Origin of the sequence: Pseudomonas agarici (assembly GCF_900109755.1) — a bacterium.
GTDB lineage: Bacteria > Pseudomonadota > Gammaproteobacteria > Pseudomonadales > Pseudomonadaceae > Aquipseudomonas > Aquipseudomonas agarici.
On record NZ_FOAR01000040.1, the window covers coordinates 1 to 25,024 of the forward strand.

Genomic DNA, 25,024 nt, shown 5'->3' on the forward strand with positions numbered 1-25,024 from the left:
TCTTTTCCATGTTGGATCTGGCCTGGGAGTACTGGGAGCCGGTCGGCGGGTTGGTGCCGCGCCAGGAAATGCGCGGCATTCAAGGCCTAGCTAAGTTCTTCGAGGCGCAGAGCGGAAAGCCGGGACAGCTCTCGAACGCCGTTGCTGCATACATCGAAGGTCTTGAGTCGGCTCGAGCCGAGCGATTTCCTGCGGTAGACAAGTCCCGCGAGGCATTTCGCGAGTGGGTGACTATCGAGGCTGGGCACTTCCACCTGGTGCGCACTCCCGACGGCGTGCGCAAGGAGGCCAAGTCGATTAGTTGGTCTGCGATGGATGACACCGCTTTCGAGCCACTTTATCGAGACGTGTTCAACGCTTGCTGGCGGCTGGTCCTGTCTGCTCACTTTGAAACCGAAGAAGTGGCATTGGCTGCTGCCGACCAGATTGGGAGCTACGCATGAATCATAACTTCAAGCCGGGCGACCTGGCGCTGACGATGATCGGCTTGAGCATCCTCCCTGCGGGGAGTGTTGTTGAGCTCTACAAGGCAATAAACCCGGGCGACAACCTTAGCACCAAGCGCCATCCAGTTCCCGCAATGCGCAAGGGCTGGTGGTGTGCTCATAGCGTAATTGGAGATCGCCTGCCATTCGCAGAAACGAGCCTGATGCCTTTGCGCGGTAACTTCGCCAATGATCGGCAGAAAGCCAAGGAGGCTGTATGACTATCGAAAGGAAGCCGACCAAGCCGAAGAAATGCAGAGTTGCAGAGTGCGGGGCCTTATTCGTGCCCTCGCGCATGGGCCAGGCGGTGTGCAGCCCGGCCTGCGCGATCATCGATGCCCCACGGCACGCGCCCAAGGCCAAAAAGGCGCTTGCCCAAGTTGGTCGAGCTGAGATCAAAGTTCGAAAGGAGAAGCTGAAGAGTCGGTCGGATCACTTGAAGGACACCCAACAGGCATTTAACGAGTTCATTCGGTGGCGCGATCAAGTTGCGGGGCATCCGTGCATCTCCAGCGGTCGGCCATTGGACTGGTCCGGCAACCAGACAGATGCAGGTCACTATCGGTCAACAGGGGCAGCACCGCACCTCAGATTCGATGAGCGCAACTGTCACGCACAAAGCAAGGCGGATAACCGGTTTCTCTCTGGAAATGCCGTCGACTACCGGGTCGGTTTGATAGCTCGGATCGGACTTGAAGCGGTCGAGGCGCTGGAGGCGGATCAGTCGGTGAAGAAGTACACAGCGGAAGATTTGAAAGCACTTACAGCGCATTACCGGGCGAAGACAAGAGAATTGAAAAAGGGGGAGGTGGCATGAAACTGATCAACGCAAGGCAGGTATGGACTGAAGCTCAGCACGAATCGAACGCGTCTATCAGCGCTGTTGCGATTGACAAGGCGCAGTCGGCACCGATCAAGAAGGGGCAGCGTATGCGCCGCGCCGAGGCCGTGTTCGCTGCGCTGGGGGATGACAAGGAAGAGCGCATTCAGGTTGTGCGCCAAAAGATCAGCATCAGCGAGACCCGCAGTACGCCCGCCGGCCGCTCCACCGCTCGCGCCGCGCACCTGGCCACCATCGGCAAGGTACTGCGCGCCATCGACACCTTACCATTCCAGATGCAACAGTTCGGGCACTACCTGTACCACCCGGCGATGAACATGAAGCACCTGTTGAACGCGGTGCTGCTGATAACCGCCAAAGCGGCGCTGCCGGACCTGACTTCGGCCAAGCGCGTGAAGGCGCAGTACCTGGTTACCCTGGCCCTGCAATCGTACAAGGGTGAGGTCGCCGGATCGGCAGAGTGGGGGCCTGCCCGTGTTGCCGCTGAGATGCTGACATTCTTCGGCGTCACCATCGACCCGAAGAACTGGACGCGTGACTGGCTCGACCTGTGGGAATCCCTGAAAGAAGTGATCAAGGAGGTGGATATTCAGGCTCAACAACCACTATGGCAGGTGATCCACTCGGAAAAAGATCAAGAAGCGGCATAATCATATTGACATGACGGGGTTTTGCGCGTACTTTTCTCATAGTGCACAAGTAACGCGAAACGCACACGAAACCCTGAACCCGGCAACTGCGCCGGGTTTTATGTTGCTGTTGTTATGCAGATGAATGCGCAGGCTGATGCGCATGAGTGGGGGAACTGGTATACCCGACCGGCCTTGTGTCCGGTGCCGTATGCGAATTGACGCATGCTGCCCTCCAGTTGGCGCGACAATTGTCACCCTGCGGGTTCGAATCCCGCCTCTTGAAGAACTGGAAATGCCGGATATCAGCACCGGCCATCTGCACCCATTTTAAGCCTCGCCATCGTGCGGGGTTTTTTATTGCCTCTATTCCGATGCTCCTCGCTGCATCTTGGCCTCACCCTAATGAGGCCCTTTTAATTCCCCGGTGCCCCCATGACAGAAGTATCTCGCATTGCAGATAGCACGGCGTTCAAAGTCGTCGTTCCGATACTGCAAACGATCCTGTCGGCGGGCGCAATCGGTGCGTTTGTGTACGTGGTTGGATCGCTTGGATCGCTCCAGATGCAGCTCGCCGCCTACCAGACTAACCAAGCCCTGATCGGGCAGAGGGTTGACTCTTTGGAGCGCTCGAGGGAGTCGACAGACAAGTTAGTCGATTCCCTTCGCACATCAGATCAGCGTCAGGAATATCAGATAGGCAACATGGGCGAGAGCCTGAAAGAATTCGTGAAGAACGGACGGCCGAGATGAATCGCCTACTGATCTTCATGCTGCTCACGGGTTGCGCGCAGACAGAGCCAGCTCGACCGGCAGACACGCACACAACGGTTTACCGCTACACCAGTCAGGCTTGCGAGCCAGCCAAGCCGAATGAACAACTCAAGGCTGCACTGAAGAGTCGCGATGAATGGAAGCGATACGCCGAAAGCCTCGAGCAACTACCCGCAGCGAAGAAAGCTCATGACACTAATCCCTGAGTGGCGAAAGTTCTGGCGCATGACCAGCGTTCAATTAGCGATCATCGGCGTTGCCCTGAATGCGGCTGCCGCCGGCTGGTCGGCGTTCCAGGGTGCGGTAGACCCTCTGGTCTTTGCATCCGTGAACATGACTCTCGGCATCGGGGTTGCGGTGTTTCGAGTGATCCAGCAGCCGAAGCTGCGTGAAGAAGCAAACAATCATGAGGTAGATGGAAATGGCCAAGTCTGATCAGAAAGATTCACCGGTCACCGCAGAGGGCGCTGTGATCGCCCCGCAAACTGTCAACACCGACAAGGTAGATGGCATTGCGATCAGTCACACGGCTCACGCCACGGCGAAAGAGATGTTCGCCTCTTTGCTGGCAACTGCCGAAGAAGACGTGAAGGCCATCGCTCGCGAGATCGGCACATTACTCCATTTGCACACTAAGGCGTCTAACAGCGCTGACATGACCGGCGACTATGTGGCTGGCGACTTGAATAAGTGAGGCGTCATGGTTGCCAAGACAAAGCCTGTAGCCGCAAAGATCACTATCCATCTGACGCACGCGAAGGGTGAAGAGCCAATGGAGTACAAAAGTACTCTTGTCGATCCGGTGCGAATCAAAGACGGTTTCGTGTGCATCTACATGCTGGAAGGTGAGGGTGTGAAAACCATTTCCTTCAATCGTGATGTGGTTAATGCATTTACCGTGACGCCAGTATTTGAAGAAGAGTAGCCATGACCGATAAGCAACTACCCGACTGGGAGCGCATCGAGCAGCTCTATCGGGCTGGCCTGCTTTCGGTGCGTGAGATCGGCGCTACCTGTGGTGTGTCCCATACCGCGATCCAGAAGAAGGCCAAGGCCGGGTCCTGGGAGCGAGACCTTCGGGCAAAGATCAAGGCCAAGGCCGATTCACTGGTTGCCAAAGCCGAGGTTGCCACATCAGTTGCCACGGAAACACTGGCAACCGAGCGCGGGATCGTTGATGCAAACGCCAAGGTCATCGCTGACATACGGATGGCACACCGGGCTGACATCGGCAGGGCGCGCCGCCTTGCCAATCTGTTGTTTGGTGAACTGGAAGGTTTGACCGAAGAGCAAGGCACGCTGAAAGAGTTGATCGAGCAATTGAAAGACTCCGACGACGGCGCGGATATGTCCGACGTTCTCGCCCTGGCCAGCAAGATGTCATCGCTCCCATCCCGGACCAAGACCATGAAGGAGTTGGGCGAGACGCTGAAGAACCTGATCCTCCTTGAGCGCCAGGCCTACAGCATCGACGCCAACCCTGAAGAAGACACCAAAGCACCAGCGGGGCTCGGGCATTTCTATGGAGACTTCGCCAGCAACGCTTAACCCGGCCCTGCGCGACTTCTGGCAAACGCCAGCGCGTAACCGGGTTCTGTACGGCGGAAGGTCATCTTCAAAGTCTTGGGACGCTGCTGGGTTCGCTGTGTTCCTTGCCAGCAACTACAAAGTTCGCTTTCTCTGCACTCGCCAGTTCCAGAACAAGATCGAGGAATCGGTCTACACGCTGATCAAGGCGCAGATAGAACGATTCGGCCTGACCAAGCAGTTCAAGATTCTCGACACTAAGATCGTCCACCGCCGTACAGGTAGTGAGTTCATCTTCTATGGACTGTGGCGCCACATCGACGAGATCAAGTCGCTGGAAGGCGTTGATGTCCTCTGGATCGAAGAGGCGCACAACCTAACCGCCGATCAATGGGTGATCCTTGAGCCGACCATTCGGAAAGAGCACTCGCAGGTTTGGGTGATCTTCAACCCGAAACTGTCCACCGACTTCACCTACAAGCGCTTTGTGGTTAATCCGCCGCCGCAGACCGTGGTACGCAAGATCAACTACACCGAAAACCCGTTCCTGAGCCGGACCATCCTCGACGTGATCGAGGCGGCCAAGGCTGAGGACGAAGACGAGTACGCGCATATCTACCTAGGCGAGCCGCGTGAAGACGATGACGGCGTGATCATCAAGCGGTCGTGGATCCAGGCCGCTATTGATGCTCACAAGGTTCTTGGCTTCACTGCGTCAGGCTTTAAGCGTGTCGGCTTCGACGTGGCGGACAGCGGTAATGACCTCTGCGCCAACGTAGCGGCACACGGTTCTGTCGTTACCTGGGCTGATGAGTGGAAAGGCCAGGAAGACGAACTACTCAAGTCCTGCACCCGGACCTATAACGCAGCCCGTGAGCGCGGCGCATCGGTCCTGTACGACTCGATTGGGGTTGGTGCTGGGTCAGGCGCCAAGTTCAAAGAACTGAATGACGGCAAGCCCAACCCTGTCCGCTACGAGAAATTCAATGCGGGCGGCGCGGTGCATCTGCCTGACAAGCTGTATCAGAAACCTGACATCACCAACGGCGACATGTTCTCGAACATCAAGGCCCAGGCGTGGTGGATGGTGGCTGATCGCTTCCGTAACACCTACAACGCTGTGAAAAAGGGCGAGAAATTCAAGGATGACGAGTTGATCAGTATTGCGAGCGACTGCCCGCACCTGGAAAAGATCATCGACGAACTGTCCACGCCCAAGCGCGATTTCGACAATAACGGTCGCGTGAAGGTGGAGAGCAAGAAGGATCTGGCGAATCCCAAGCGTCCCGGTGGTGCAGTTCCTTCGCCCAACTTGGCAGACGCTTTCGTCATGTGCTTCAGCCCAACACACAAGGCGCCTATGCGCATTTCCGAAGACCTATTGAGGCGCGCCTGATGTTCTGGAGCAAGAAAGAGGCTGCGCCCAAGATCGAGCCTGTCATCGCTGAGCCTGAGCGCAAGGCGATGAAGATCAATGCCGAACTGCTGGCGCAGGCGAGCGCAAAGCCTGCCGAGGCTGAGTTCGTGAGCTACGAGCCACCACATGGCGTAGTGCCTGAAGGCGAGAAAGCAAGCCTGATGGCTATGGACGAGACGCCCTATGCGTTCCTGAACAGCTTTGGTGTAGGCCTTGGCTATCAGGCATTTCCCGGATATCCGCGCCTTGCTCAACTGGCCCTGCTGCCTGAATACCGCAAGATGGTCGCCACCATCGCTGAAGAGATGACCCGCAAGTGGATCAGCCTTCGCTGCATCGGTGATGACGACAAGACTGATCGACTCGATCAACTGGATGCTGAGCTAAAGCGGCTGAACGTCCGCAAGGTGTTCCGCCTAGCTGCCGAGAACGATGGCTACTTCGGTCGCGGGCAGATATACGTTGAAATGAAGATGCCAAGCGGCGGCCTCGCCTCGGAGAATCCGATGGAGCTTGAAGCGCCGCTGTTCCTCGATCCCGCGAAGGTGACAAAGGGCTCTCTCGTCAGCTTGCGATCAATCGAGCCGGTATGGACATACCCGAAGACATACAACGCCGATAACCCGCTGTCGCCGACGTTCTACAAGCCCGACGGCTGGTATGTCATGGCTAAGTCGGTCGATAAGTCGCGCCTTCTGACGCTCATCTCGCGCCCGGTGCCGGATATGCTCAAAGCGGCATATAACTTCGGCGGCCTTTCGCTGATCCAGATTGCTGAGCCCTATGTGAACAACTGGCTGCGCACGCGGGATAGCGTGGGCGACATGGTTCACATGTTCTCGACCTCGGGGATCCTCACCGACATGAGCGCGGTACTCGCTGGCGATAGTGGCCAAGGGCTTCTTGACAGATTGGGCCTGTTCAGCCAGCTAAGGGACAACAAGGGCGTTCTGGCCCTGGACAAGGCGAATGAGGAGTTCTTCCAGTTCAACACCCCGCTCTCGGGATTAGATGCCCTCCAGGCACAGGCCCAAGAGCAAATGGCGTCGATCAGCAGCATTCCGCTGGTCAAGCTGCTGGGTGTCACGCCTTCCGGTCTGAACGCGTCCAGCGACGGCGAGATCAGGGTCTTCTACGACAGCATCCATGCATTGCAGGAAAACCTGTTCAAGGCGCCACTGAAGAAGGTCATCGACCTGGCCCAGCTATCCCTGTTCGGCGATATCGACCCCGACATCGACTTCCACTTCGAGCCGCTATATCAGATGTCCGAGCTTGAACAGGCGCAGATCCGCAAGTCCGATGCCGATACGGACGCGGTGCTGGTGGGTATCAGCGCCATCAGTACCGACGAGGTGCGTGAGCGTCTGGCTGCCGACCCGGATAGCCCTTATCAGTCCCTCGACTTGAACGAAGAGATCGATAACGAGCTGGAGGATGACGATGATGATCCAACCGACAGTCCTTCGCCCGGTTCGGCCTAACGCGGGTGTGCAGGCCTGGTATCGCAAGCGCCTCGACAACGCCGTCAAAGAGATGCAGGACTCGATAGTGTATTGGCTCAAAGCGAACTACCGGGCCGCTGGTCTCGCTGACGGTATTGCCGAGGACGAGAGCCCGGCAATGATGATGCGAAAAGCCATGCGCAAGCTGTCCCAGCGCTGGCAGGGGAAGTTCAGCGACCTCGCCGACACCTTGAGCAAGTCTTTCGCTGATCGCGCCCTGTCGAACTCCGACGTGTCGCTGCGCAACGCCATGGAGGCAGCCGGCGCTACGGTGAAGTTCACCATGACCGCCGAGATGAACGATGTTTATCAGGGCTGCATCGGCGAGCAGGTGGGGCTAATTAAGTCCATCGCCTCTGAGCATCTGAGCGAGGTTCAGGGCCTGGTGATGCGCTCTGTGCAGCGCGGCCGAGATCTTGGCGAGCTGAGCGAAGAACTACAGAAGCGCTACGGCATCACAAAGCGCCGCGCCGCTCTCATTGCCCGCGACCAAAACAACAAGGCCACCTCGGCCATGCAGAGCGCCAGGCAGCGTGCCATCGGCATCAAGGAAGGCATCTGGCGGCACAGCGGAGGAGGAAAGGTGCCGCGCCACTCCCATGTGCAGGCGAGTGGCAAAGCGTTCGACCTGGCCAAGGGCATGTTCATCGATGGCGAATGGATCATGCCAGGCGAGAAGATCAACTGCCGTTGCGGGTGGTCCCCGGTAATCCCTGGCCTCGACTGAGAACACACCCATGAATTTCGAAAAACTGGCATTCGACAGGGCCACCATGCGCCTAGTCGATGTCGACGGTCGCTTGCACGTCAAGGTCAGTCACATCAGCAAGGCAGCGGTTAATCCATACCTCGGGCGGGAAATTCCGAACAGTGAGGCGCTGGGCCTTGAGCCTGACCGGGCCTACCAGCTCCTGCGCGACCCGGGAGAGCTGGCCAAGGCAGTCGGCACGTTCAACAACATCCCTCTGCTGAACAAGCACATAGCTGTCAGTGCTACCGAGCCGCAGAAAGAATCAATCGTGGGCTCGACCGGCACCGATGCCGTCTTCGTTGATCCCTACCTCGACAACAGCCTTGTTATCTGGGACGCCTCGGCCATCGCCGGCATCCAGACCAACGAGCAAAGAGAATTGTCCTCGGCGTATCGCTACGTCGCAGACATGACGCCCGGCGTGTATGAGGGCGTGCCATACGACGGTCGCATGACCGAGATAGTGGGCAACCATGTGGCGTTAGTCCCAGTCGGGCGCGCCGGTGCTGACGTTCTTGTCAGTGATTCATTACCTGAGGAATTAATCCCCATGAAGAAGAGCCAAGCCGCCGCCGCACGCGCGGCACTCGGTGCCCACCTGCAGCCGCAGCTCGCTCAGGACGGCGCGCTTCCTACGTTCCGGGCGCTGTTCGCCAAGCCCACTACCGTCAAGGCTCTGGCTGAGGATGCCGCGAAAGCATTTCCAGATGCCAAGCTCGACGTTGCGGTCCTGACCAAGGCGCTGCAATTCGCCCTCGATGAGGCTGAAGATCCTAAGGACAAGCCTGCCGAGGATGAAGACGACGAGGACGAGAAAGACAAAAAGGACAAAAAGGCTGAAGACGAGGACGACGAAGACGACGAGGACGAGGACGACAAGAAAGCCAGCGACGAAGATGAAGAGGATGACGACAAGGTGGATAAGAAAGCCATGGACTCCGCCCTCAAAGCCGTCGAGCAGAACACTATCAAGCGCATGAACGCGATTCGTGCCGCTGAAGATGATGTCCGCCCACTGATCGGCGCCGTCGTTGCGCAGGACTCTGCTGAGGCCGTCTACAAGCTTGCACTGGATCACGCAAGCATCGATGTGAAAGGCGTTCATCCATCTGCATATCGAGCCCTGGTTAACCTGCACAAGAAGGGCCTGACCAGCAAGCCGGTTCCGCGCATCGCACTCGACGCGGCGTCTGAAAAATCCTTTGCCGAGCGGTTTCCTACTGCTGGCAAACTGAAAAGGGGTTAAGCCATGGGCTTCCAAAACACAATCAATCAACAGCCGGCGCCGGCAGTTGAAGGCGATTTCGCCAGTGCCAACCCGTATGCATCGGTCGTTGCCGGTGATACAGCGCTGATCTCGGGCGCCGCTGGCGTGACTGTCGGTCGTTTTGCCTGGGCTACCGCTGCCGGTGTCGTTTCGAACGTGCAGACCTCCGGCGCGCCTACAGGCTTCGTGCATCGCCACCAACAGGCGTTCATTACTGCCTGGCTGGGTGCAAGCTCGATGCTCATCCCGGCTGGCGTCAACATGGCGCTGATGGCTGCCGGTGACTTCTGGGGTCGTAGCACCACCGTGGCCACTATTGGCCAGAAGGTGTTCGCTTCGATCACTGACGGCACAATCGCTACCGGTGCTGCTGGCGCAACCATCGCCGGATTCATCGAAACCAAATTCACCGTCCAGGCGCCTGCCGCCGTTGGCGAACTCATCAAATTCGGCACTTGGAGCTGATCATGGAAAAAGACTTCGTCAAGGTGGCGTCCGAGTACGGCGTGCACCTCCCGGCTACAGCGGCTTACCTGAAGCCGGAATACGCCAATAACTTCGACTTGGCGATGGACGCCCAGCCGACCATGGTCACCGTCAGCAACGCCGGCATTCCGGCTTATCTGGCCAACTACGTCGACCCCGAGCTGATTCGCATCGTCGTCACTCCGATGAAGGCCGCGCAGATCTTCGGCGAGAGCAAGAAAGGCGACTGGACCACGCTGACCGCGCAGTTCCCTATCGTTGAATCGACAGGCGAAGTCAGCTCTTACGATGACTACAGCAACAACGGTTCGATCAACGCCAACGTCAACTGGGTTCCTCGTCAGAGCTACGGCTACCAGACTGTCACCCGCTGGGGTGAAAAAGAGCTGGAAATGTACGGCTTGGCGAAGATCGGCTACGCAGCCGAACTGAGCACCGCGAGCGCGCTGATCCTGAACAAGTTTCAGAACAAGTCGTACTTCTTCGGCATCGCCGGCTTGCAGAACTACGGCCTGCTGAACGATCCAAGCCTGAGCGCCCCAGTCACTCCGGGGGCGACCGGCACTGGCAGCGGCACACTGTGGTCGACCAAGGATGGCGCAGCAATCTACGCCGACATTTCCGGCTTGCTGTACGCCAAATTGATCGCACAGACCAAGGGCTTGGTCGAGCGCGACACGCCCATGAAACTGTGCATGTCCCCGTCGTCCGAGGTCAACCTGACCAAGACCAACCAGTTCAACGTTAACGTTTCGGACCAGTTGAAGAAGAACTTCCCGAACCTGACTGTTGAAACTGCGGTTGAGTACACCACCGCATCGGGCGAACTGGTGCAACTGATTATCGAGAAGCTCGATGGTCAGGACACCGGCTACTGCTCGTTCACCGAGAAGATGCGCGCCCACCCAGTCATCACCGACCTGTCGGCCTGGAAGCAGAAGAAATCAGGTGGCACCTGGGGTGCGATCATCAAGCAGCCTCTGGCTATCGCTCAAATGTTGGGGGTCTAAATCATGGCTGAGACAGTAGTTGTCGGCTGCAAACTGCCGCATGGCCTGGAAACGACCATCGGCGGCAAGACTGTTCTGCTCAATGGCGCCAACTCGGCGACCATCATAGGCGGCTACGGCCTGACCGAGGGTGTCGACAAGGCTGGCTTCGAGGAATGGCTCATCACCTACGCGGACGCGCGATTCGTCAAGAATGAGCTGATCTTCTCCCAGGCAAGCGTCAAGGAGGCCACAAAGCAGGCTGAAAACAACGCGAAGGAAAAGACCGGTCTTGAAGGTCTTGACCCGAACAAGCCAGCGCCCGGCATCGAGCCTGATCCTGACCAAAAACAGAAGGCGTAAACCATGGGTATCGTCGTCTTCAACGTGGCGGGCTTTCGCGCTCGCTATCCGGAGTTTTCTTCTGTATCAGACGAGCTGCTTCAGGCCTACTTTGATGAGGCGACGATCTACCTCAACAACACCGAATGCAGTCCTGCGCGAGACCTTGCGAAGCGCGCATTGCTGCTGAATATGCTGGTTGCCCATATCGCCGCGATGAATAGCGGCGTCAATGGCGCGGAATCCTCGCCTCTGGTAGGCAGAATCAACAGTGCGACCGAGGGATCAGTCTCGGTGACCACTGACATGGGCGCCGTCTCAGGCTCTGCCGCGTGGTTCATGCAGACCAAATACGGCGCGGCATACTGGCAAGCCACAGTCAACCTGCGGTCGTTCCGTTACATTCCTGGTCGCTCTTATCCAGCGCGAGGGTATTGAAATGGCTGATGGCTCATTTCACGGCGGCGAGGCGCTTCAGAAGTACCTGGACAACATCGCCAAGAATCTGACCAAGGGCGATGCGCTCAAGGTCGGCTTTCTGGAAAACGCCACGTACCCGGACGGCACACCGGTTGCCATGGTCGCCGCAGTGAACGAGTTCGGCGGCACGATTGAAATTCCCGAGCGCACGCAGGACCTGCATTTCAAATACAACGACCGAACTGACGAGATCAGTCATCGCTTTGCTCGCAAGGACAAGTCGAATTTCGTGCAGACGGTGACTATACCGGCGCACAAGATCACTGTTCCGCCCAGACCGTACTTCCGCAACATGATTACGGCGAAGTCTCCCGCATGGGGTTCTGAAATGTCCAGGCTGATGAGGGCCAATGAATACGACGCGGGAGTGACTCTTGCTCAGATGGGGGAGCGGATCAAGGGCCAGCTTCAGCAGTCGATAGTCGACCTTAAAGACCCGCCAAACAAGGCTTCGACGCTTAGGCAGAAAGCTGGCTCAAACCCATTGGTCGACACCGGCCACATGCTGAATTCAGTCGATTACGAAGTGGGTGAAGAATGAATCTGCACGGGATTGTCAGTGGAGCTATCGGCGCAATCAACCCCTTCATCGCTGGCACGATGAAAATCAGCACCGGTTACACGACTTCGCCATCAGGCACGCGCACGCCGACCTATAGCACCTTGGAGGTCAGCGTGCAGATGCAAGCCATGGGTTACAAGGACTTGCAGCAGATCGACGGACTGAACCTGCAAGGCGTACTGAAGGCCGTCTACGTGAAAGGTAATTTCAACGGCGTGAACCGACCCAAACAGCAGGGCGGCGACATGCTGATCATTGGCACCGAAACCTGGCTCATCGTCCAGCCACTGGAAGAGTGGTCGGACTGGTGCAAGTTCGTCGTGAACCTGCAGGTGCCCAAGACATGATCACGACCAGCGTCACCGAAGAAGACCTACTGGCCGCCTTGCGCGGTTTTTTATTGCCTGTCGTTGGGGGTGAGGTCATCCAATCGCAGGACAACGGCGTGCCAATGCCCGCTGGCCCGTTCACGACCATGACCACGATTCGCCTCGAAGGCCTGTCCACGAACAAAGAGATCTGGGCCGACACGGGCGATTCAGCCACCAGCGCCATCAAGAACACCCGATCCAGCCAGTGGACGGTCCAGATCGACGTTTATGGCGATGGCGCCATGGACCGAGCCAACACCGCCGCCGCGCTGGCCCGCACCGATTACGCCTGCATGCAGTTTGCCGCCGCCTCCATCGAGATCCAGCCGCTGTATGCAGGTGAGCCGCACCAGACAACGATGATCAACGGCGAGCAGCAGTACGAGCAGCGCTGGACGTTCGACTTCGCCGCCCAGTTCAACCCGGTCATCACGACTCCCATGCAGTACGCCGAAGAGCTTCACATCGGAATGGCCGAAGTGGCCGCCACCTTTCCACCCGAGGATTGACTCAATGACCATCCCCGTTTCACAGATTGTCCAGGTCAATCCTGGCGTGCTGGCTGCCGCTGGCGCCGCTGTAGATCTAAATGGCCTGATTCTGACGCAGAGCACCTATGCGCCAGTCGGGACTGTGCCCGGCTTCGCACTGCCTGATGATGTTGCCGCCTACTTCGGCGGCGCTTCGGTAGAGAAGGCCCTGGCTGATATCTACTTCAGCGGCTATGAAAACAGCACCAAAAACCCAGGCCTTTTGTACTTCGCCCAGTATCCAGTAGCCCCAGTCGCCGCATATCTGCGAAGCGGATCGCTAGCCTCGATGAGCCTGGAGCAACTCAAAGCCCTGACCGGTTCGCTCAACGTGACCGCCGATGGCGTGGTGAAGACTGCTGCGAGCATCGACCTGTCGACCGCCACAAGCTTCAGCTCGGCAGCCGCCATAATCGCAACCGCGCTGGCGCTTCCCGTCACCTACGATGCGATCAAATCGGCGTTCGTGATCACCTCGAGCACCTCGGGCGCAGCGTCGACTATCTCGTTCGCATCCGGCACTATTGCAGCCGGCTTGCTGCTGACCAGCGCTACCGGAGCCGTAACATCTCAGGGCGCCATTGCCAGCGTTCAGGGTCAGTTCATGGACGCGCTGATCCAAGTGACGCAGAACTGGGCTGGCTTCACTACTGCCTGGGAGCCAGTTACCGCCGACAAAATCTTGTTCTCGGCCTGGACCAACAGCAAGGGCGACCGCTACGTGTATGCTGGCTGGGACAGTGATATCAATGCCAAGGCTGCCGGCAACACAACGACCTGGGGCTACTACCTGCAATCGACAAAATCGAGCGGCAGTATTCCGATCTTCGGTGATGCCACGCATGCGGTATTTGCGCTGTCGTACATGGCCTGCCTTGACTTCGACCGTCTTAATGGTCGTGCAACCCTTGCATTCCGCTCTCAGTCCGGCCTGTCTGCATCCGTCACCAACGCTACAGACTCTTCGAGCCTGATCACTAACGGTTACAACTTCTACGGCGCCTACGCCACCGCGAAGGATGGCTACGTGTTCATGTATCCTGGCTCGGTGTCGGGCAAGTGGTTGTGGGCGGATTCGTATGCCAACGAAATCTGGCTCAACGCCAATCTACAAAAGGCCATGATCTCGCTTCTGCAGGCAATCGGCTCGATCCCGTACAGCGCTGACGGCTATGCATTAGTTGAGGCTGCTTGCGCCGATCCGCTTAATGCCGCCGTGAACTTCGGCGCGATCCGCATCGGCACGACGCTCTCGGCTGCTCAGATTGCAGAGATCCAGAATGCTGTCGGCTCAGATGTCAGTGGCACGATAATCGCAAAGGGCTATTACCTGCAGATCGTTCCAGCCACTGCCGCGATCCGCTCGGCACGCACCAGCCCGTCGATGACGCTGTACTACGCCGACGGCGGCAGCATCCAGAAATTGACCCTCGCGTCGATTGAAATTCAATAAGGGGATTCGCAATGTCGACTATTACTTCAGCGAACTCCGTATTCGCCCTAGCAGTCACCAACCTTTTCCCGTTCCCGCAGAGCATTCAGGGCTACGCATCTGACTCCATGTTTGCCATGGACGCCCTGGACATCGCTGAAACTGTTATGGGTGTGGACGGCAAGCTATCGGCGGGCTTCATCTTTAACTCTTCGAAACAGACGGTATCGATCATGCCGGACTCCCCATCACTGGCGGTGTTCTCGACCTGGCACAGCACCATGCAGACGGCTCGCGATGTCTACCGGGCGAACGGAACAATCATCCTCCCCTCCATCGGCAAGAAGTACACGCTGAAAAATGGGGTACTGACCAGCGGCAAATCCATGCCGGATGCGAAGAAAACCCTGCAGCCGGTCGAGTACAAAATCACCTGGGAACGGGTAACTAGCGAAGACTACAACGGATAAGGCGCCCAACAATGGCTCGTAAAGTTTCGCAATACACGGTGCAAAATGAAGGCCGCGACCTCGGCAAAACCTTCCAAATTACCGAGATGCCCAGCGGCCAGGCTGAGGAGTGGGCCTTGCGCGCGTTTCTGGCAATGATCAAGGAGGGCATCGAACTGCCTGACGACTTCATGGGTGCCGGGATGGCCGGATTGGCCCGCATGGGCTTCACATTCGTCGGGAAACTGCCATTCGACACGGCAAAGCTGCTGCTCGATGAGATGTTTCAGTGCGTGCAGATCATGCCGAACCCGAATGACAAGAGCGTTGTCCGCAACCTGATCGCCGACGACATCGAGGAAGTGGCCACGCGCGTCAAGTTGCGCCTGGCCATCTGGAAACTTCACGTGGATTTTTCAAAAGCCGTCGCGCCCTCGACCTCGGCCCAAGCGTAGGCGGCAATCGTCCCTACGGTTTAGTTGAGTACCTGAACGTCCCCCGCACTATCGCGACTTGCGTGTCTTCCCGTCTGGCAACGCTGCACGAACTTGACACCGTTTACGGCCTTGAGGACATGTGGCGACTGCTTGAGGTGAACACGGTGGACACTCATAACGCCAATATCGCGAACAAGCCCAAGGAATAGCCGTGGCCAACATTATTGATGCGCTGGTCGTCACCCTTGGCCTTGATTCGAGCAATTACCAGAAAGGCCAAAAGGAAGTCGACGAGGGCCTTGACAAGCTCAAGGAGAACGCAGGCTCTACCGCCAAGGAAATGGAACTGCGCGGCAAGCAGGCTGCCGTGTTCGTCAGCGCGATCAAGACCGAACTGATCGGCTTGTTCGCCCTGGTTACAGCCGGCAAGGGGCTGACCAGCTTCATCTCTGATTCGATCTCTGGCACCGCAGCTCTCGGTCGGTTCGCGGCGAACCTGAATATGTCAGCGCGCGACTTGGACGGCTGGGGCAAGGCTGCTGAGTTGTTCGGTGGCACCGCCGAGGGTGTGCGCGGGTCGCTACAGAATATTGCGGGTGGTATCCAGCAGTTCGCCCTGACCGGTGAATCGGAACTGATTCCTATCTTCCGTTCGTTGGGCGTCGCTGTATCCGACAGTTCGGGAAAGGTCCGCGATTACCGCGAGATCATGCTCGACGTCGCCGACAAGTTCAAAGGCATGTCGGGTCAGGAGGCGCTGAGCTTTGGCAAGATGCTCGGCCTGGACGACGGCACCATCACGCTGCTGCGTAAAGGGAGGCAGGCGGTCGAGGACGTCGTTGCGCAGACGACCAAGGCATCTGGCGTCACACAGCAGAGCGTCGAGGCCTCGCAGCGCGTTCAGCGAGAACTGGCCCTGGTGCGCCAGCAGTTCGAGGGCGTCGGCCAATCTATTTACGAATCGCTCGGCCCTGCCCTGGAGATGCTTTCGGGCGATCTCGGCAAGTTCTCTACGTGGGTTTCCGAGCACCGGGAGGAGATTCAGGGCTTTTTTACTGGCCTGGTTACTGCTGTCGAGAAGCTTGCGAAGGTCTTTCGAGAGCTGGACACAGCCACCGACGGCAACAGCACAAAAATCATTGCCGCGACATCGGCGCTGTGGCTGCTCAGCTCTGCCCTGGGCGCGGTCGGCGCCGGCATGAAAGGGATTATTGGGCTCGGCGCAAGCTTCGGCTCGACATTGGCCCTGACCGGTGCCGGGTATGCAGGATGGAGGGCTGGCGAGCAAATCAACGAGCGCCTTAGCGCAGGCACGAAAGACACCATCGGCTCTCTGGTCGCTCACATCGCAGCGCTCCTTGGTGTCAAGGAAGCGCAGGATGCGATTAAGATCAATGAGGGCTTGGCCGTTCCCGGCGAAAGCTCTGTATCTACCGGCACAGTTTATCGAGCGGGCGACAAGACCCTGCCGCGCGGCGTGCGCAACAATAATCCCGGCAACCTAAACTTCGCCGGCCAGAACGGCGCCACTAAGGAAGAAGGACCGAACGGACGCTTCGCCAAGTTCTCAACCATGGAAGAGGGCGTGGGCGCGCTGGTCAAGCAGCTCAGGCGCTACGAGGATCGCGGCGACGATACATTGCGCGCGATCATCAACAAATACGCACCGTCAAGCGAGAACAACACCGGGGCGTACATGAGTACCCTGTCCAAGCAACTCGGTGTTGGGTATGACCAAAAACTGGACCAAAACGACACAAAGCAGTTGATGGCTCTCGTCAAAGGCATCATCAACCACGAAAACGGCTCAGGCTACGTCAGTGACAGCCAGATCAGTGCCGGGGTGCGGTTGGGGGCACGGGCTCGCGCCTCAACTACTAACAACACAGCAAGCACCAGCACCTCGGAAACCACTATCGGCAAGATCGAGATTCACACGCAGGCAACAGACGCCCAAGGCATTGCCAGGGATATCGCGCCAGCACTCGGAAATAGTCTCGCTAATCAAGCAGCAACGGGGGATAGCTGATGTCGCTGATCGACTTTCCAAACGTTCCTCCACTCACTGGCGTGCCGGATCTTCGCCGCAGCGGGTTCGGTATAGCCTCACAGTCCGGCCTGCTGGGAAAGCTGCAGGGGCTGGATTATTTCGGCCTGCTGGACGGCCTGCTCAACCCGGTATGGATGATTATCGACGAGAACGGAAAACCGATTATCACTCCAGATTCGGTAGTAGCGTTTGAGTACAAAGGCGAATCGCGGCTGGCTGGATATCCGATGGAGAAGGGCTCGTTCTCAACCTACAACAAGGTACAGATGCCGTTCGATGCAAGGATGCGGGTTACCTGTGGCGGCAATGGGAAAATGGATCGCTCCGCGTTCCTGGCGACACTTGAGTATCTGAAAGCCTCACTCGATCTGTGCACCATCGTTACGCCAGATCTCTCCTACCAGAGCGTAAACCTTGAGGACTTCGACTACCGGCGCACGGCCACCAATGGTGTAACGCTGATCACAGCAGACCTGATGTTCAAAGAGGTCAGGGAAACCGCCAGCGTTGTGTTCGGTCCGGCAGCTCAGCCGTCAGGCGCAGATACAGCAAGCACCGGAACGGTGAGCCCGGCCAATCCTGCTCCGGCAGTTACCGGCGCTTACAGCTCTCAAGCCAGAATTGATCAACTCAAAGCTGCATTTCCCAATGCAACATTCACTACTACGCCGCCTGGTGGCTTATGAAAGTTGTTCCTCTTTCGGCAACGCCATCGCAGACTTTTGCGGCGGTGCTTGGCGGTCAGAACTGCACATTCAGGATCTACCAAAAATCCACAGGCATGTTTCTGGATCTGTCCATCGATCAGACGAAAATCCTCACGGGGGTGCTGTGCCTAAATCTGGTCAACATCGTCCAGCAGGAATATCTGGGGTTTGTCGGCGGCCTGTTCTTTATGGACATCCAGGGTTTCGACGATCCGCAGTTTGCGGGCCTCGGAAATCGCTGGGTGTTGATGTATCTTGAGTCTTCAGACCTTTAAGCATCAGGGATAGACATGAAAAAGAACGCTGCGATCTTGGTGATCGGCCTGGCTTTGTCGGGTTTAGCTTTTTCTGCGAGCTTCGACTGTAAGTTAGCCAAGTCAAAATCAGAGATTTTAATCTGCGGAGTACCAGAGCTATCTAAGGCTGATGATGAACTTTATATCCTGTACAAAAAAGCCTTTCTGGTATCTCCAGACAAGGACCAATTCAAAAAAGAGTCTAGATCTGCTTGGACAGAAAGAGAAAAAACGTGCATCGATCAAGAATGCTTAGAAAACTGGTTTTTTCGAAGAAAAATTGCATTACTTTCTGTTGTTGGTGACTCTGATTCTAAGTTAGTGAACGAAGATGGAGATACTGATAAAAAATTGAATATTGATCAAGAATCATATTCTCGCCTCAAAGATCAAATTCAGCAGGCTCTAAAAGATCCCGATAAAGTTAAGGTTGTGGAGTGCATGGGGGTCAAGGTTTACGAGGACCCTCAGCCACTCGGCCACCCGCCAAGCGATGCGGAATGTGGCGCTATAAATGCTAAAGCGACTGACGGTTCAGGCCCCGGCCCAACGCTACTACAAGCTAGTTCTGCAGAAATATGCAGAAAGCAAGGGACGGTCATCATGTCTGCTTATGAGGCATATCGAGCAGGATTCCCCGAGTCACAAACGGCAGGCGCGCTTAGCGAAATGCAAACAACTGACACCGCCAGATTATGGGTGTCGAAAGTGGTCGAGGCCATTTATGCAGACAGGCTAAGCGCTCATGTCGACACTGGCGAGGCGTATCGCCAATATCAAGTTGAATGCTCGCAGAATAAGAACCTAAACACCATAATCGTCAGACTCCCGAGAGGATCTGCTGGCGATTAACGAGGTAGTCCAATGTCGTTTAAGTCCCGAGAGATTGATGTCTCATTCCAGATCCCAAAAAACGAAAACGGGGATGGCGAAGACAAAACCTTCAGCTACTCGGGGCTTAGGTGTGAGGCGTCCATCAATAATATCGCCGGAGCATCGCTGAACTCTTTGCAATTTAGGGTTTTCGGGATGTCTCAAAACGTTATGAATGAGCTATCCACGCTAGGAATGAAAATAACGACTACACGAAAAAATATAATAACAGTAGCTGCTAGCAATGATTCTGGAGGAAAGTATCAGGTATTTCAGGGAACAATTTCAGACGCATGGATAGATTACCGAGGCGCTCCCGAGATTTCATTCAATGTAGTGGCGCTAGCCGGATACTACGAACAAATCAAAGCAATTGCCGTGAACAGCTTCAAAGGACCAACCGACGTAGCGACTATTATCGGATCACTCGCAAAATCTATGGGCTTTGCGTTCACTGACAACGGTGTTACAGAGAAGCTTGAGAGCCCGTATTTCGCTGGGTCAGCAATAAGCCAAATGAAGGACTGCGCAAGGCATGCCGGTATTTCTTATGACATTAGTAATGGTTCGGTGCAGATATGGCCAAGCGGTGGCAGCCGAGATTCAGTTTCATTCCTGGTTGCGCCGGGAAAAGGGTTAGTCGGCTACCCTATATTCTCCAAAACCGGGATAGCCATACAGACAGAATTCAACCCTGATATTTTGATTGGTCGGCGCATCGAGGTTCAAAGCTCCATACCGCAAGCCTGTAAAAAAGACTGGTACTGCCAAGTAGCAAGGCATGAAATCTCATCCCAGGTGCCGAACGGTCCTTGGTTCACCTATGCGCAGCTTGCAGGAGAAGGTGTTCATGTCATCACAGGTGCAGCCTAATGATGGCGCCTCGGGGTTACTGAACCTAGTAGCTGGCGCGTCGGATTATGAAGACCAATATTTCCTCATTGGGCAAATGCTTGCCAGGGTCAGAACAACCACCCTAGTCCAAGTCATCAGTTGCACCAACGACGGCGGCGTTTCTCCTGTCGGGCTCGTTGACGTTAAGGTCCTCGTCCAGCGGATGGACGGCGCGGGCAATGTGATCGATGCAGGCACTGTCCACAACGTCCCGTACTTCAGGGTTCAGGGCGGCACGAACGCGATCATCATGGATCCGCAGCCTGGCGACATTGGTTTGGCCTGCATCTCGGACCGAGACATTTCGGCAATCAAGGCCAGTAAGACGGCGGCGGCTCCGGGATCGGTTCGGCGCCACGACATGGCAGATGCGCTCTATATAGGCGGCGTCCTCAATGGCGCACCAGCTCAGTACATCCAATTCACTGACGCAGGGATAAAGCTGGTATCGCCCACAAAGGTGACTATCGAAGCTCCGTCTGGCGCATTCAACATCAATGATATGGAAATCACTGGTGCGACCCTGAAACACAACGGGGTAAACATCGGATCGACGCACACCCACGGCGGCGTGCTTACCGGCCCCGCGCATACGCTTACGCCTGATCCGTAGCGGCAAGCAATTCAAGTATCCGGCCATGAGCCGGTTTTTTAATGCCCGGAAAAAGGCCAAGCCATGCCGAACACACTGCTGCTCGACCAGACAGCCTGGGACTTGATCCTCGATGCGTCGGGAAATATCGCGCTCGCTGGCGAGCCGTATTCGATTGCCCAAGACGTGGCCAGCGCCGTGCGCACCTTTGTCGGTGAATGTTGGTACGACGTATCGCAAGGCCTGCCGTACTTCCAAAATGTCCTTGGCCAGCTACCGCCGCCATCGTTCCTGCGCAAGAAGATCACCGACGCCGCCATGACCGTTCCCAGCGTAGTCAGCGTCGAGGTGGTGTTTGTGACGTTTGAGGATCGCAAGCTTTCCGGGCAAATCAAGATCATCGACACAACCGGCATCGAGTCTGGAGTGACTTTCTAATGACGATCACAACTAGCGTGCCAAGCGTCATCATTGACGGCACCGGGATCACACTGCCTGAAGAGTCGGCGATCCTGGCTGGCGTACAAGCCGATATCAATACGGCTTTCGGCGGCGGCGTCAATCCGGGGCTGAGCACGCCGCAGGGCCAGCTCGCGCAAAGCCTTACCGCCATTGTTGGCGAGAAGAACGACCGAATCGCAGAAGTTGTGAATTTGGTCGACCCGGATAAGTCTTCGGGACGCTGGCAAGACGCTATTGCGCGCATTTATTTTATTGACCGCAATCCGGCAGCGGGCACAGTAGTCACCGGAACCTGCACCGGCCTGGTAGGAACTGTAATTCCTGCAGGATCGCTAGCGCAGGACGTCAATGGCTATCTGTACGCCAGCGTGGCCGATGGCACGATCTCTGCGACCGGTACCGCGCTCATCGACTTTCAGTGCGTCACTGTCGGGCCGATCGCATGTCCTCCTGGCGCGCTGTCCCGCGTCTACCAGCAGGTCACTGGCTGGGACACGATCACCAACGTTTCTGTGGGCACCGAAGGGGTGCTGGTTGAGAGCCGGGCCGACTTCGAGTTTCGCCGCAAGAATTCAGTAGCGGGCAACGCAGTCAACTCCACGCAGTCGGTCTATGCGGCCGTGCTGGCGGTTGATGGCGTGCTCGATGCATATGTGTTTGACAACCCCAAAGGCGTCACGGTCAACACCGGATCGACTAACTACCCGGTTGTTGCCCACTCAATCTACGTTGCGGTTGCTGGCGGAAATGCGACAGACATAGCCATGGCGATCTGGAGCAAAAAGCCAAACGGATGCGACTACAACGGCACGACTAGCGCAGTAATCAACGATATGAACTACTCGCCGCCGCGCCCCGCCTATACGGTTACATGGGTAACTCCAACTGCGGCGCCGATATTCTTCACCGTCGAGATCGCCAACAACGCCGCGCTTCCTTCGAACATCATCCAGATGGTTAGGGATGCCATTGTCGCAGCTTTCAACGGCGCCGATGGCGGCCAGCGCGCGCGCATTGCCTCGTCTATCTACGCCGGTCGCTTCTACGCCGGAGTATCGGCGGCCAACTCAAACGTGCAAATCCTCGCGATTTTGCTCGGAACAACGTCGCCTGGCACAGCTACTTCAGTGCTGATGGGTATTGACCAGCGTCCGACCCTGGACCCGGCCAACATCAACGTGACTTTGGTGTAAGTCATGGAAAACTACAAAGACACGATTCTCAGTCAGTATGCAAACTCGCCGACGATTACGGCGATGATTGATGCCTTCAACCAGTGGATCGACCCCTCAGCCGATATCGACAACTTCTACAGCGTGGTGTGGAACGTCAACACCGCCGTGGGTTTTGGCCTGGATATCTGGGGGAAGATCGTCAACGTTTCCCGCGAATTGCAGATCAGCAACACGCCGGCCTATCTAGGGTTCGACGAGGCATTTACGGTGCCAACGGCAGCTACGGGCGCCCAGCCATTCGGGCAGGCGCCCATGTACAACGGGCCGCTGGCGACTACTACTTACACGCTGGCCGATGACGCTTACCGCAAGCTGATTATGGTCAAGGCGCTGGCTAATATCACTGACTGCACATCGCCTTCTCTGAATGCGCTGTTGCGGTACTTGTTCGCTGGAGAGGGGCGGTGTTACGTCGTCGACACGGGCGGCATGCAAATGCGTTACGTCTTCGAGTTCACGCTCTCTCCAGTCGATCTGGCAATCATGCTCAATTCTGGCGCCATACCGCGTTCAGCCGGCGTTCTCGTTTCTGTTATGCAACTTGACCCCGCCACCACTTTCGGCTTTGCCGAAGCATCCCTGCAGCCATTCGGCCAGGGCGTCTTCTTTTCCAGTTCGGGAATTCAAAATGCAAATTAGCGGCCTTCCCACTCGCGTATCCGTGCCTTTTGCCACTGGCGGCGCAAAGAACGTAATCCCTGTGACCGCAAGTCCAACCCCCGGACTCGCATCGTACACCACCGGATTTCCGGCGCTGACGATGACACCAATCGTCTCGGGGGGTATTCCGCCAACCGGTCAGGACTTCAACGGAATCTTGAACGCGATCACCGTTGCAGTTCAGTGGAACAATGCTGGCGGCCAATATCCATACGATTCTGGATTCTCAACTGCGGTCGGCGGATATCCAAAAGGAGCGCTACTGGCTCGGGCTGGCTTCGACGGGGTTTGGCTCAACCAGATAGATAACAACACGAGCAATCCCGATACAGGCGGCGCCAACTGGGCTTCAATTTCGTTTCAGGGCGCAGATTACGGCATTGACTCCGGCACGGCGAACGCCTATGCCGTGACGTATTCACCAGCGATTGTTTCGGTGAGGGACGGGCAGACTCTCAAGTTCAAGGCCTTGAACGCAAATACCGGAGCCAGCACCTTCAGTCCCAACGGGCTGGCAGCGGCGCCAGTTTTGGGTGGGGCTCATGCCGCGCTTCAGGGCGGCGAGATAATCCCGAGCGGCGATGTTTGGGTGCAGTGGAACAGCTCCATCGGCGCTGGCTCGTGGATATTGATCGACAGTACAGGCGGAGCAAATCAGGTCGCGCCCGCTACAAAGAGCCAGCAAGCAGTCAGCGCCGGGCAGATTCAAGCTCAGTCTCTCACCGCATTCACCACCACCGGCACCGCCCCATCATTCACACTAACACCTTCTCCCGCTATCACTGCGTATGCAGTCAACCAGCGGTTCCAGGTGAAGTTTCATGCAGATGGCGCAGGGTCTGACACGATCAACGTTTCCGGCTTGGGGGCGAAGAATCTCAAGCAGTACGATTCCAGTGGCAACAAAATCTCGGCAGTGATTCAGGGGCAGTTGACGGATGTTGTATATGACGGAACTGATTTCGTCATGCTTGATGCGTTACCGGGAAACTCACAGGCTACTGAGACTGTGCTCGGCAGCGTTAAAATCGCAACCCAGGTCCTAGTCAACGCAGGACTGAACGACATGGATGCTGTCACCTCGCTTAAGCTTGCGCAGAAGGATGCGTATGAAACGGTGGTTTCCGACTGGACGAATATAAGCATTGGCGGACAGATTGTGGTCAATCACCCATGGGGGGTTATCCCGCAGCTGGCGACCTTGGAAATGAAGTGCATTGTGGCGAGCAACGGGTACGCCGTGGGCCAGGAGTTTCCAGTTTCTATGCATGGCAGCGCTGATGGCGGATCTAGCTCTACAAGCTCACCGACTGGCGTCTATTGGACGACTACGCAGGTCACTGCGCGGATGGGCGCGGCCAGCCCGATGATTATCGCCAATCCAACCAGCGGAGTATCTGTCGTCACAGGAGCGGGAGCAAACTTCCAAATTCGTCTGAGGGTTAAAAAATGACCGAAATTAATGAAAACCAAGAAACGCCGTTCTGCAAGCTTTGCATGACACCAGACGGATCGTACCTGGGCATGTTTTGCGGCGGCGATCCTGCCGTAGATTGGATTATCGCTCCGTCCACGCCACCAGACTCTCGTCAAAAGTGGGACTTTGTAAATGAGGCGTGGCTGCCTGTAGTGCTAACGAACGCCGAACTTTTGGAACACAACTCCAAACTGCTTTCCAATCTCACCGGCGAAGCTATCGCACAGCGAACGGCGCTGACAAATCGCGTAGCAACCATCAAAAGCGCCATTCGCCTGGACATTGCGGAGGCCGCAGAAGTTGCAGAGCTTCCCGTGCGGGAAGACCAACTGGTGTCGTGGGAGAAATATGTGATTTACCTCGGGCGAGTTACACAACAGCCTGGTTTTCCAGCTTCTATTGATTGGCCATCTCCACCAGATCCAGCCCCAATTCCCTGAAAGCAAATGGCCGCCGAGTGCGGTTTTTTAGTCTGGAGAAACGCATGCCGATCACAGAGCAGCA

Annotated in this window: 35 protein-coding genes; all 35 read left to right on the forward strand. The window is 56.7% G+C overall.

The features are described from left to right. On the forward strand, positions 1 to 443 hold a 443-nt coding region (locus tag BMX68_RS23750; protein WP_074862693.1), incomplete at its 5' end, for a DUF1367 family protein. Further along, a complete protein-coding gene (locus tag BMX68_RS23755; RefSeq protein WP_017133277.1) occupies positions 440 to 706 on the forward strand; it encodes a hypothetical protein in 267 nt (88 codons plus the stop codon). The genes BMX68_RS23750 and BMX68_RS23755, both read left to right, overlap by 4 nt. Beyond that, positions 703 to 1,302, forward strand: a complete 600-nt coding sequence (locus BMX68_RS23760; RefSeq protein WP_017133276.1) for a recombination protein NinG — start codon at positions 703 to 705, stop codon at positions 1,300 to 1,302. Before BMX68_RS23755 ends, BMX68_RS23760 begins: the two co-directional genes overlap by 4 nt. Continuing rightward, positions 1,299 to 1,976 carry a bacteriophage antitermination protein Q gene (locus BMX68_RS23765; protein ID WP_017133275.1) on the forward strand — a complete coding sequence of 226 codons (678 nt, stop codon included), beginning with the start codon at positions 1,299 to 1,301 and terminating at the stop codon, positions 1,974 to 1,976. The genes BMX68_RS23760 and BMX68_RS23765 overlap by 4 nt, the downstream gene beginning before the upstream one ends. Positions 1,977 to 2,390: 414 nt before the next feature. Further along, a complete protein-coding gene (locus BMX68_RS23770) occupies positions 2,391 to 2,708 on the forward strand; it encodes a hypothetical protein (RefSeq protein ID WP_017133274.1) in 318 nt (105 codons plus the stop codon). After that, entirely contained in the window at positions 2,705 to 2,935 is a 231-nt protein-coding gene (locus BMX68_RS26050; RefSeq protein ID WP_176987719.1) for a hypothetical protein, read from the forward strand. Before BMX68_RS23770 ends, BMX68_RS26050 begins: the two co-directional genes overlap by 4 nt. Before the next feature lie 19 nt (positions 2,936 to 2,954). Then, entirely contained in the window at positions 2,955 to 3,164 is a 210-nt protein-coding gene (locus tag BMX68_RS23775) for a DUF7940 domain-containing protein (protein WP_256218835.1), read from the forward strand. Further along, positions 3,151 to 3,423: a hypothetical protein gene (locus tag BMX68_RS23780; protein WP_017133272.1), complete on the forward strand. Its 273-nt coding sequence runs from the start codon at positions 3,151 to 3,153 to the stop codon at positions 3,421 to 3,423. Before BMX68_RS23775 ends, BMX68_RS23780 begins: the two co-directional genes overlap by 14 nt. Before the next feature lie 6 nt (positions 3,424 to 3,429). Next, positions 3,430 to 3,654 (forward strand): hypothetical protein, encoded by a 225-nt coding sequence (locus BMX68_RS23785; RefSeq protein WP_017133271.1) that lies wholly within the window; start codon positions 3,430 to 3,432, stop codon positions 3,652 to 3,654. A gap of 2 nt (positions 3,655 to 3,656) precedes the next feature. Beyond that, entirely contained in the window at positions 3,657 to 4,277 is a 621-nt protein-coding gene (locus tag BMX68_RS23790; protein WP_017133270.1) for a hypothetical protein, read from the forward strand. Continuing rightward, positions 4,177 to 5,652, forward strand: a complete 1,476-nt coding sequence (locus BMX68_RS23795; RefSeq protein ID WP_248672854.1) for a PBSX family phage terminase large subunit — start codon at positions 4,177 to 4,179, stop codon at positions 5,650 to 5,652. Before BMX68_RS23790 ends, BMX68_RS23795 begins: the two co-directional genes overlap by 101 nt. Next, positions 5,652 to 7,157 (forward strand): DUF1073 domain-containing protein, encoded by a 1,506-nt coding sequence (locus tag BMX68_RS23800; RefSeq protein ID WP_017133268.1) that lies wholly within the window; start codon positions 5,652 to 5,654, stop codon positions 7,155 to 7,157. Before BMX68_RS23795 ends, BMX68_RS23800 begins: the two co-directional genes overlap by 1 nt. Continuing rightward, positions 7,117 to 7,905 (forward strand): phage head morphogenesis protein, encoded by a 789-nt coding sequence (locus BMX68_RS23805; protein ID WP_017133267.1) that lies wholly within the window; start codon positions 7,117 to 7,119, stop codon positions 7,903 to 7,905. Before BMX68_RS23800 ends, BMX68_RS23805 begins: the two co-directional genes overlap by 41 nt. Before the next feature lie 10 nt (positions 7,906 to 7,915). Then, positions 7,916 to 9,175 (forward strand): DUF2213 domain-containing protein, encoded by a 1,260-nt coding sequence (locus BMX68_RS23810; protein WP_017133266.1) that lies wholly within the window; start codon positions 7,916 to 7,918, stop codon positions 9,173 to 9,175. 3 nt (positions 9,176 to 9,178) lie between these two features. Beyond that, on the forward strand, positions 9,179 to 9,661 hold the full coding sequence (locus tag BMX68_RS23815; protein WP_017133265.1) for a structural cement protein Gp24: 483 nt from the start codon (positions 9,179 to 9,181) through the stop codon (positions 9,659 to 9,661). Positions 9,662 to 9,663: 2 nt separating this feature from the next. Next, positions 9,664 to 10,692, forward strand: a complete 1,029-nt coding sequence (locus tag BMX68_RS23820) for a major capsid family protein (RefSeq protein ID WP_017133264.1) — start codon at positions 9,664 to 9,666, stop codon at positions 10,690 to 10,692. A 3-nt stretch (positions 10,693 to 10,695) separates the two neighbouring features. Continuing rightward, on the forward strand, positions 10,696 to 11,034 hold the full coding sequence (locus BMX68_RS23825) for a hypothetical protein (protein WP_017133263.1): 339 nt from the start codon (positions 10,696 to 10,698) through the stop codon (positions 11,032 to 11,034). 3 nt (positions 11,035 to 11,037) lie between these two features. Continuing rightward, complete coding sequence (locus tag BMX68_RS23830; protein ID WP_017133262.1) at positions 11,038 to 11,451, forward strand: DUF4054 domain-containing protein; 414 nt, start codon at positions 11,038 to 11,040, stop codon at positions 11,449 to 11,451. Between the two features lies 1 nt (position 11,452). Then, positions 11,453 to 12,034, forward strand: a complete 582-nt coding sequence (locus tag BMX68_RS23835) for a hypothetical protein (RefSeq protein ID WP_017133261.1) — start codon at positions 11,453 to 11,455, stop codon at positions 12,032 to 12,034. Continuing rightward, positions 12,031 to 12,402 carry a hypothetical protein gene (locus BMX68_RS23840; RefSeq protein ID WP_017133260.1) on the forward strand — a complete coding sequence of 124 codons (372 nt, stop codon included), beginning with the start codon at positions 12,031 to 12,033 and terminating at the stop codon, positions 12,400 to 12,402. The genes BMX68_RS23835 and BMX68_RS23840 overlap by 4 nt, the downstream gene beginning before the upstream one ends. Then, on the forward strand, positions 12,399 to 12,935 hold the full coding sequence (locus BMX68_RS23845) for a phage neck terminator protein (RefSeq protein WP_017133259.1): 537 nt from the start codon (positions 12,399 to 12,401) through the stop codon (positions 12,933 to 12,935). Before BMX68_RS23840 ends, BMX68_RS23845 begins: the two co-directional genes overlap by 4 nt. A 4-nt stretch (positions 12,936 to 12,939) precedes the next feature. Further along, the gene (locus BMX68_RS23850) at positions 12,940 to 14,409 is read left to right on the forward strand and encodes a DUF3383 domain-containing protein (protein ID WP_017133258.1); all 1,470 of its coding nucleotides are present in this window, start codon (positions 12,940 to 12,942) and stop codon (positions 14,407 to 14,409) included. Positions 14,410 to 14,420: 11 nt separating this feature from the next. Further along, positions 14,421 to 14,858: a phage tail fiber protein gene (locus BMX68_RS23855; RefSeq protein WP_017133257.1), complete on the forward strand. Its 438-nt coding sequence runs from the start codon at positions 14,421 to 14,423 to the stop codon at positions 14,856 to 14,858. An 11-nt stretch (positions 14,859 to 14,869) separates the two neighbouring features. Next, on the forward strand, positions 14,870 to 15,292 hold the full coding sequence (locus BMX68_RS23860) for a hypothetical protein (protein ID WP_017133256.1): 423 nt from the start codon (positions 14,870 to 14,872) through the stop codon (positions 15,290 to 15,292). 193 nt (positions 15,293 to 15,485) lie between these two features. Beyond that, complete coding sequence (locus BMX68_RS23870; RefSeq protein ID WP_017133255.1) at positions 15,486 to 17,303, forward strand: hypothetical protein; 1,818 nt, start codon at positions 15,486 to 15,488, stop codon at positions 17,301 to 17,303. Further along, positions 17,303 to 18,010 carry a phage baseplate protein gene (locus BMX68_RS23875; protein WP_017133254.1) on the forward strand — a complete coding sequence of 236 codons (708 nt, stop codon included), beginning with the start codon at positions 17,303 to 17,305 and terminating at the stop codon, positions 18,008 to 18,010. The genes BMX68_RS23870 and BMX68_RS23875 overlap by 1 nt, the downstream gene beginning before the upstream one ends. Further along, on the forward strand, positions 18,007 to 18,306 hold the full coding sequence (locus tag BMX68_RS23880) for a phage baseplate plug family protein (RefSeq protein WP_074862698.1): 300 nt from the start codon (positions 18,007 to 18,009) through the stop codon (positions 18,304 to 18,306). Before BMX68_RS23875 ends, BMX68_RS23880 begins: the two co-directional genes overlap by 4 nt. Before the next feature lie 15 nt (positions 18,307 to 18,321). Beyond that, positions 18,322 to 19,179 carry a lysozyme inhibitor LprI family protein gene (locus BMX68_RS23885; protein ID WP_074862701.1) on the forward strand — a complete coding sequence of 286 codons (858 nt, stop codon included), beginning with the start codon at positions 18,322 to 18,324 and terminating at the stop codon, positions 19,177 to 19,179. A gap of 12 nt (positions 19,180 to 19,191) precedes the next feature. Continuing rightward, the gene (locus BMX68_RS23890; protein ID WP_017133250.1) at positions 19,192 to 20,073 is read left to right on the forward strand and encodes a baseplate hub protein; all 882 of its coding nucleotides are present in this window, start codon (positions 19,192 to 19,194) and stop codon (positions 20,071 to 20,073) included. Further along, positions 20,051 to 20,707, forward strand: a complete 657-nt coding sequence (locus BMX68_RS23895) for a Gp138 family membrane-puncturing spike protein (protein ID WP_017133249.1) — start codon at positions 20,051 to 20,053, stop codon at positions 20,705 to 20,707. The genes BMX68_RS23890 and BMX68_RS23895 overlap by 23 nt, the downstream gene beginning before the upstream one ends. Before the next feature lie 63 nt (positions 20,708 to 20,770). Then, positions 20,771 to 21,124, forward strand: coding sequence for a contractile injection system sheath initiator (locus BMX68_RS23900; RefSeq protein ID WP_074862705.1), 354 nt, complete (start codon positions 20,771 to 20,773; stop codon positions 21,122 to 21,124). After that, a complete protein-coding gene (locus tag BMX68_RS23905; RefSeq protein WP_074862708.1) occupies positions 21,124 to 22,341 on the forward strand; it encodes a baseplate J/gp47 family protein in 1,218 nt (405 codons plus the stop codon). The genes BMX68_RS23900 and BMX68_RS23905 overlap by 1 nt, the downstream gene beginning before the upstream one ends. 3 nt (positions 22,342 to 22,344) lie before the next feature. Beyond that, positions 22,345 to 23,022: a DUF2612 domain-containing protein gene (locus BMX68_RS23910; protein ID WP_017133245.1), complete on the forward strand. Its 678-nt coding sequence runs from the start codon at positions 22,345 to 22,347 to the stop codon at positions 23,020 to 23,022. Beyond that, on the forward strand, positions 23,012 to 24,496 hold the full coding sequence (locus tag BMX68_RS23915; protein ID WP_017133244.1) for a hypothetical protein: 1,485 nt from the start codon (positions 23,012 to 23,014) through the stop codon (positions 24,494 to 24,496). Before BMX68_RS23910 ends, BMX68_RS23915 begins: the two co-directional genes overlap by 11 nt. Further along, positions 24,493 to 24,960, forward strand: a complete 468-nt coding sequence (locus BMX68_RS23920) for a phage tail assembly chaperone (protein WP_074862711.1) — start codon at positions 24,493 to 24,495, stop codon at positions 24,958 to 24,960. Before BMX68_RS23915 ends, BMX68_RS23920 begins: the two co-directional genes overlap by 4 nt. Positions 24,961 to 25,024 lie beyond the last annotated feature (64 nt).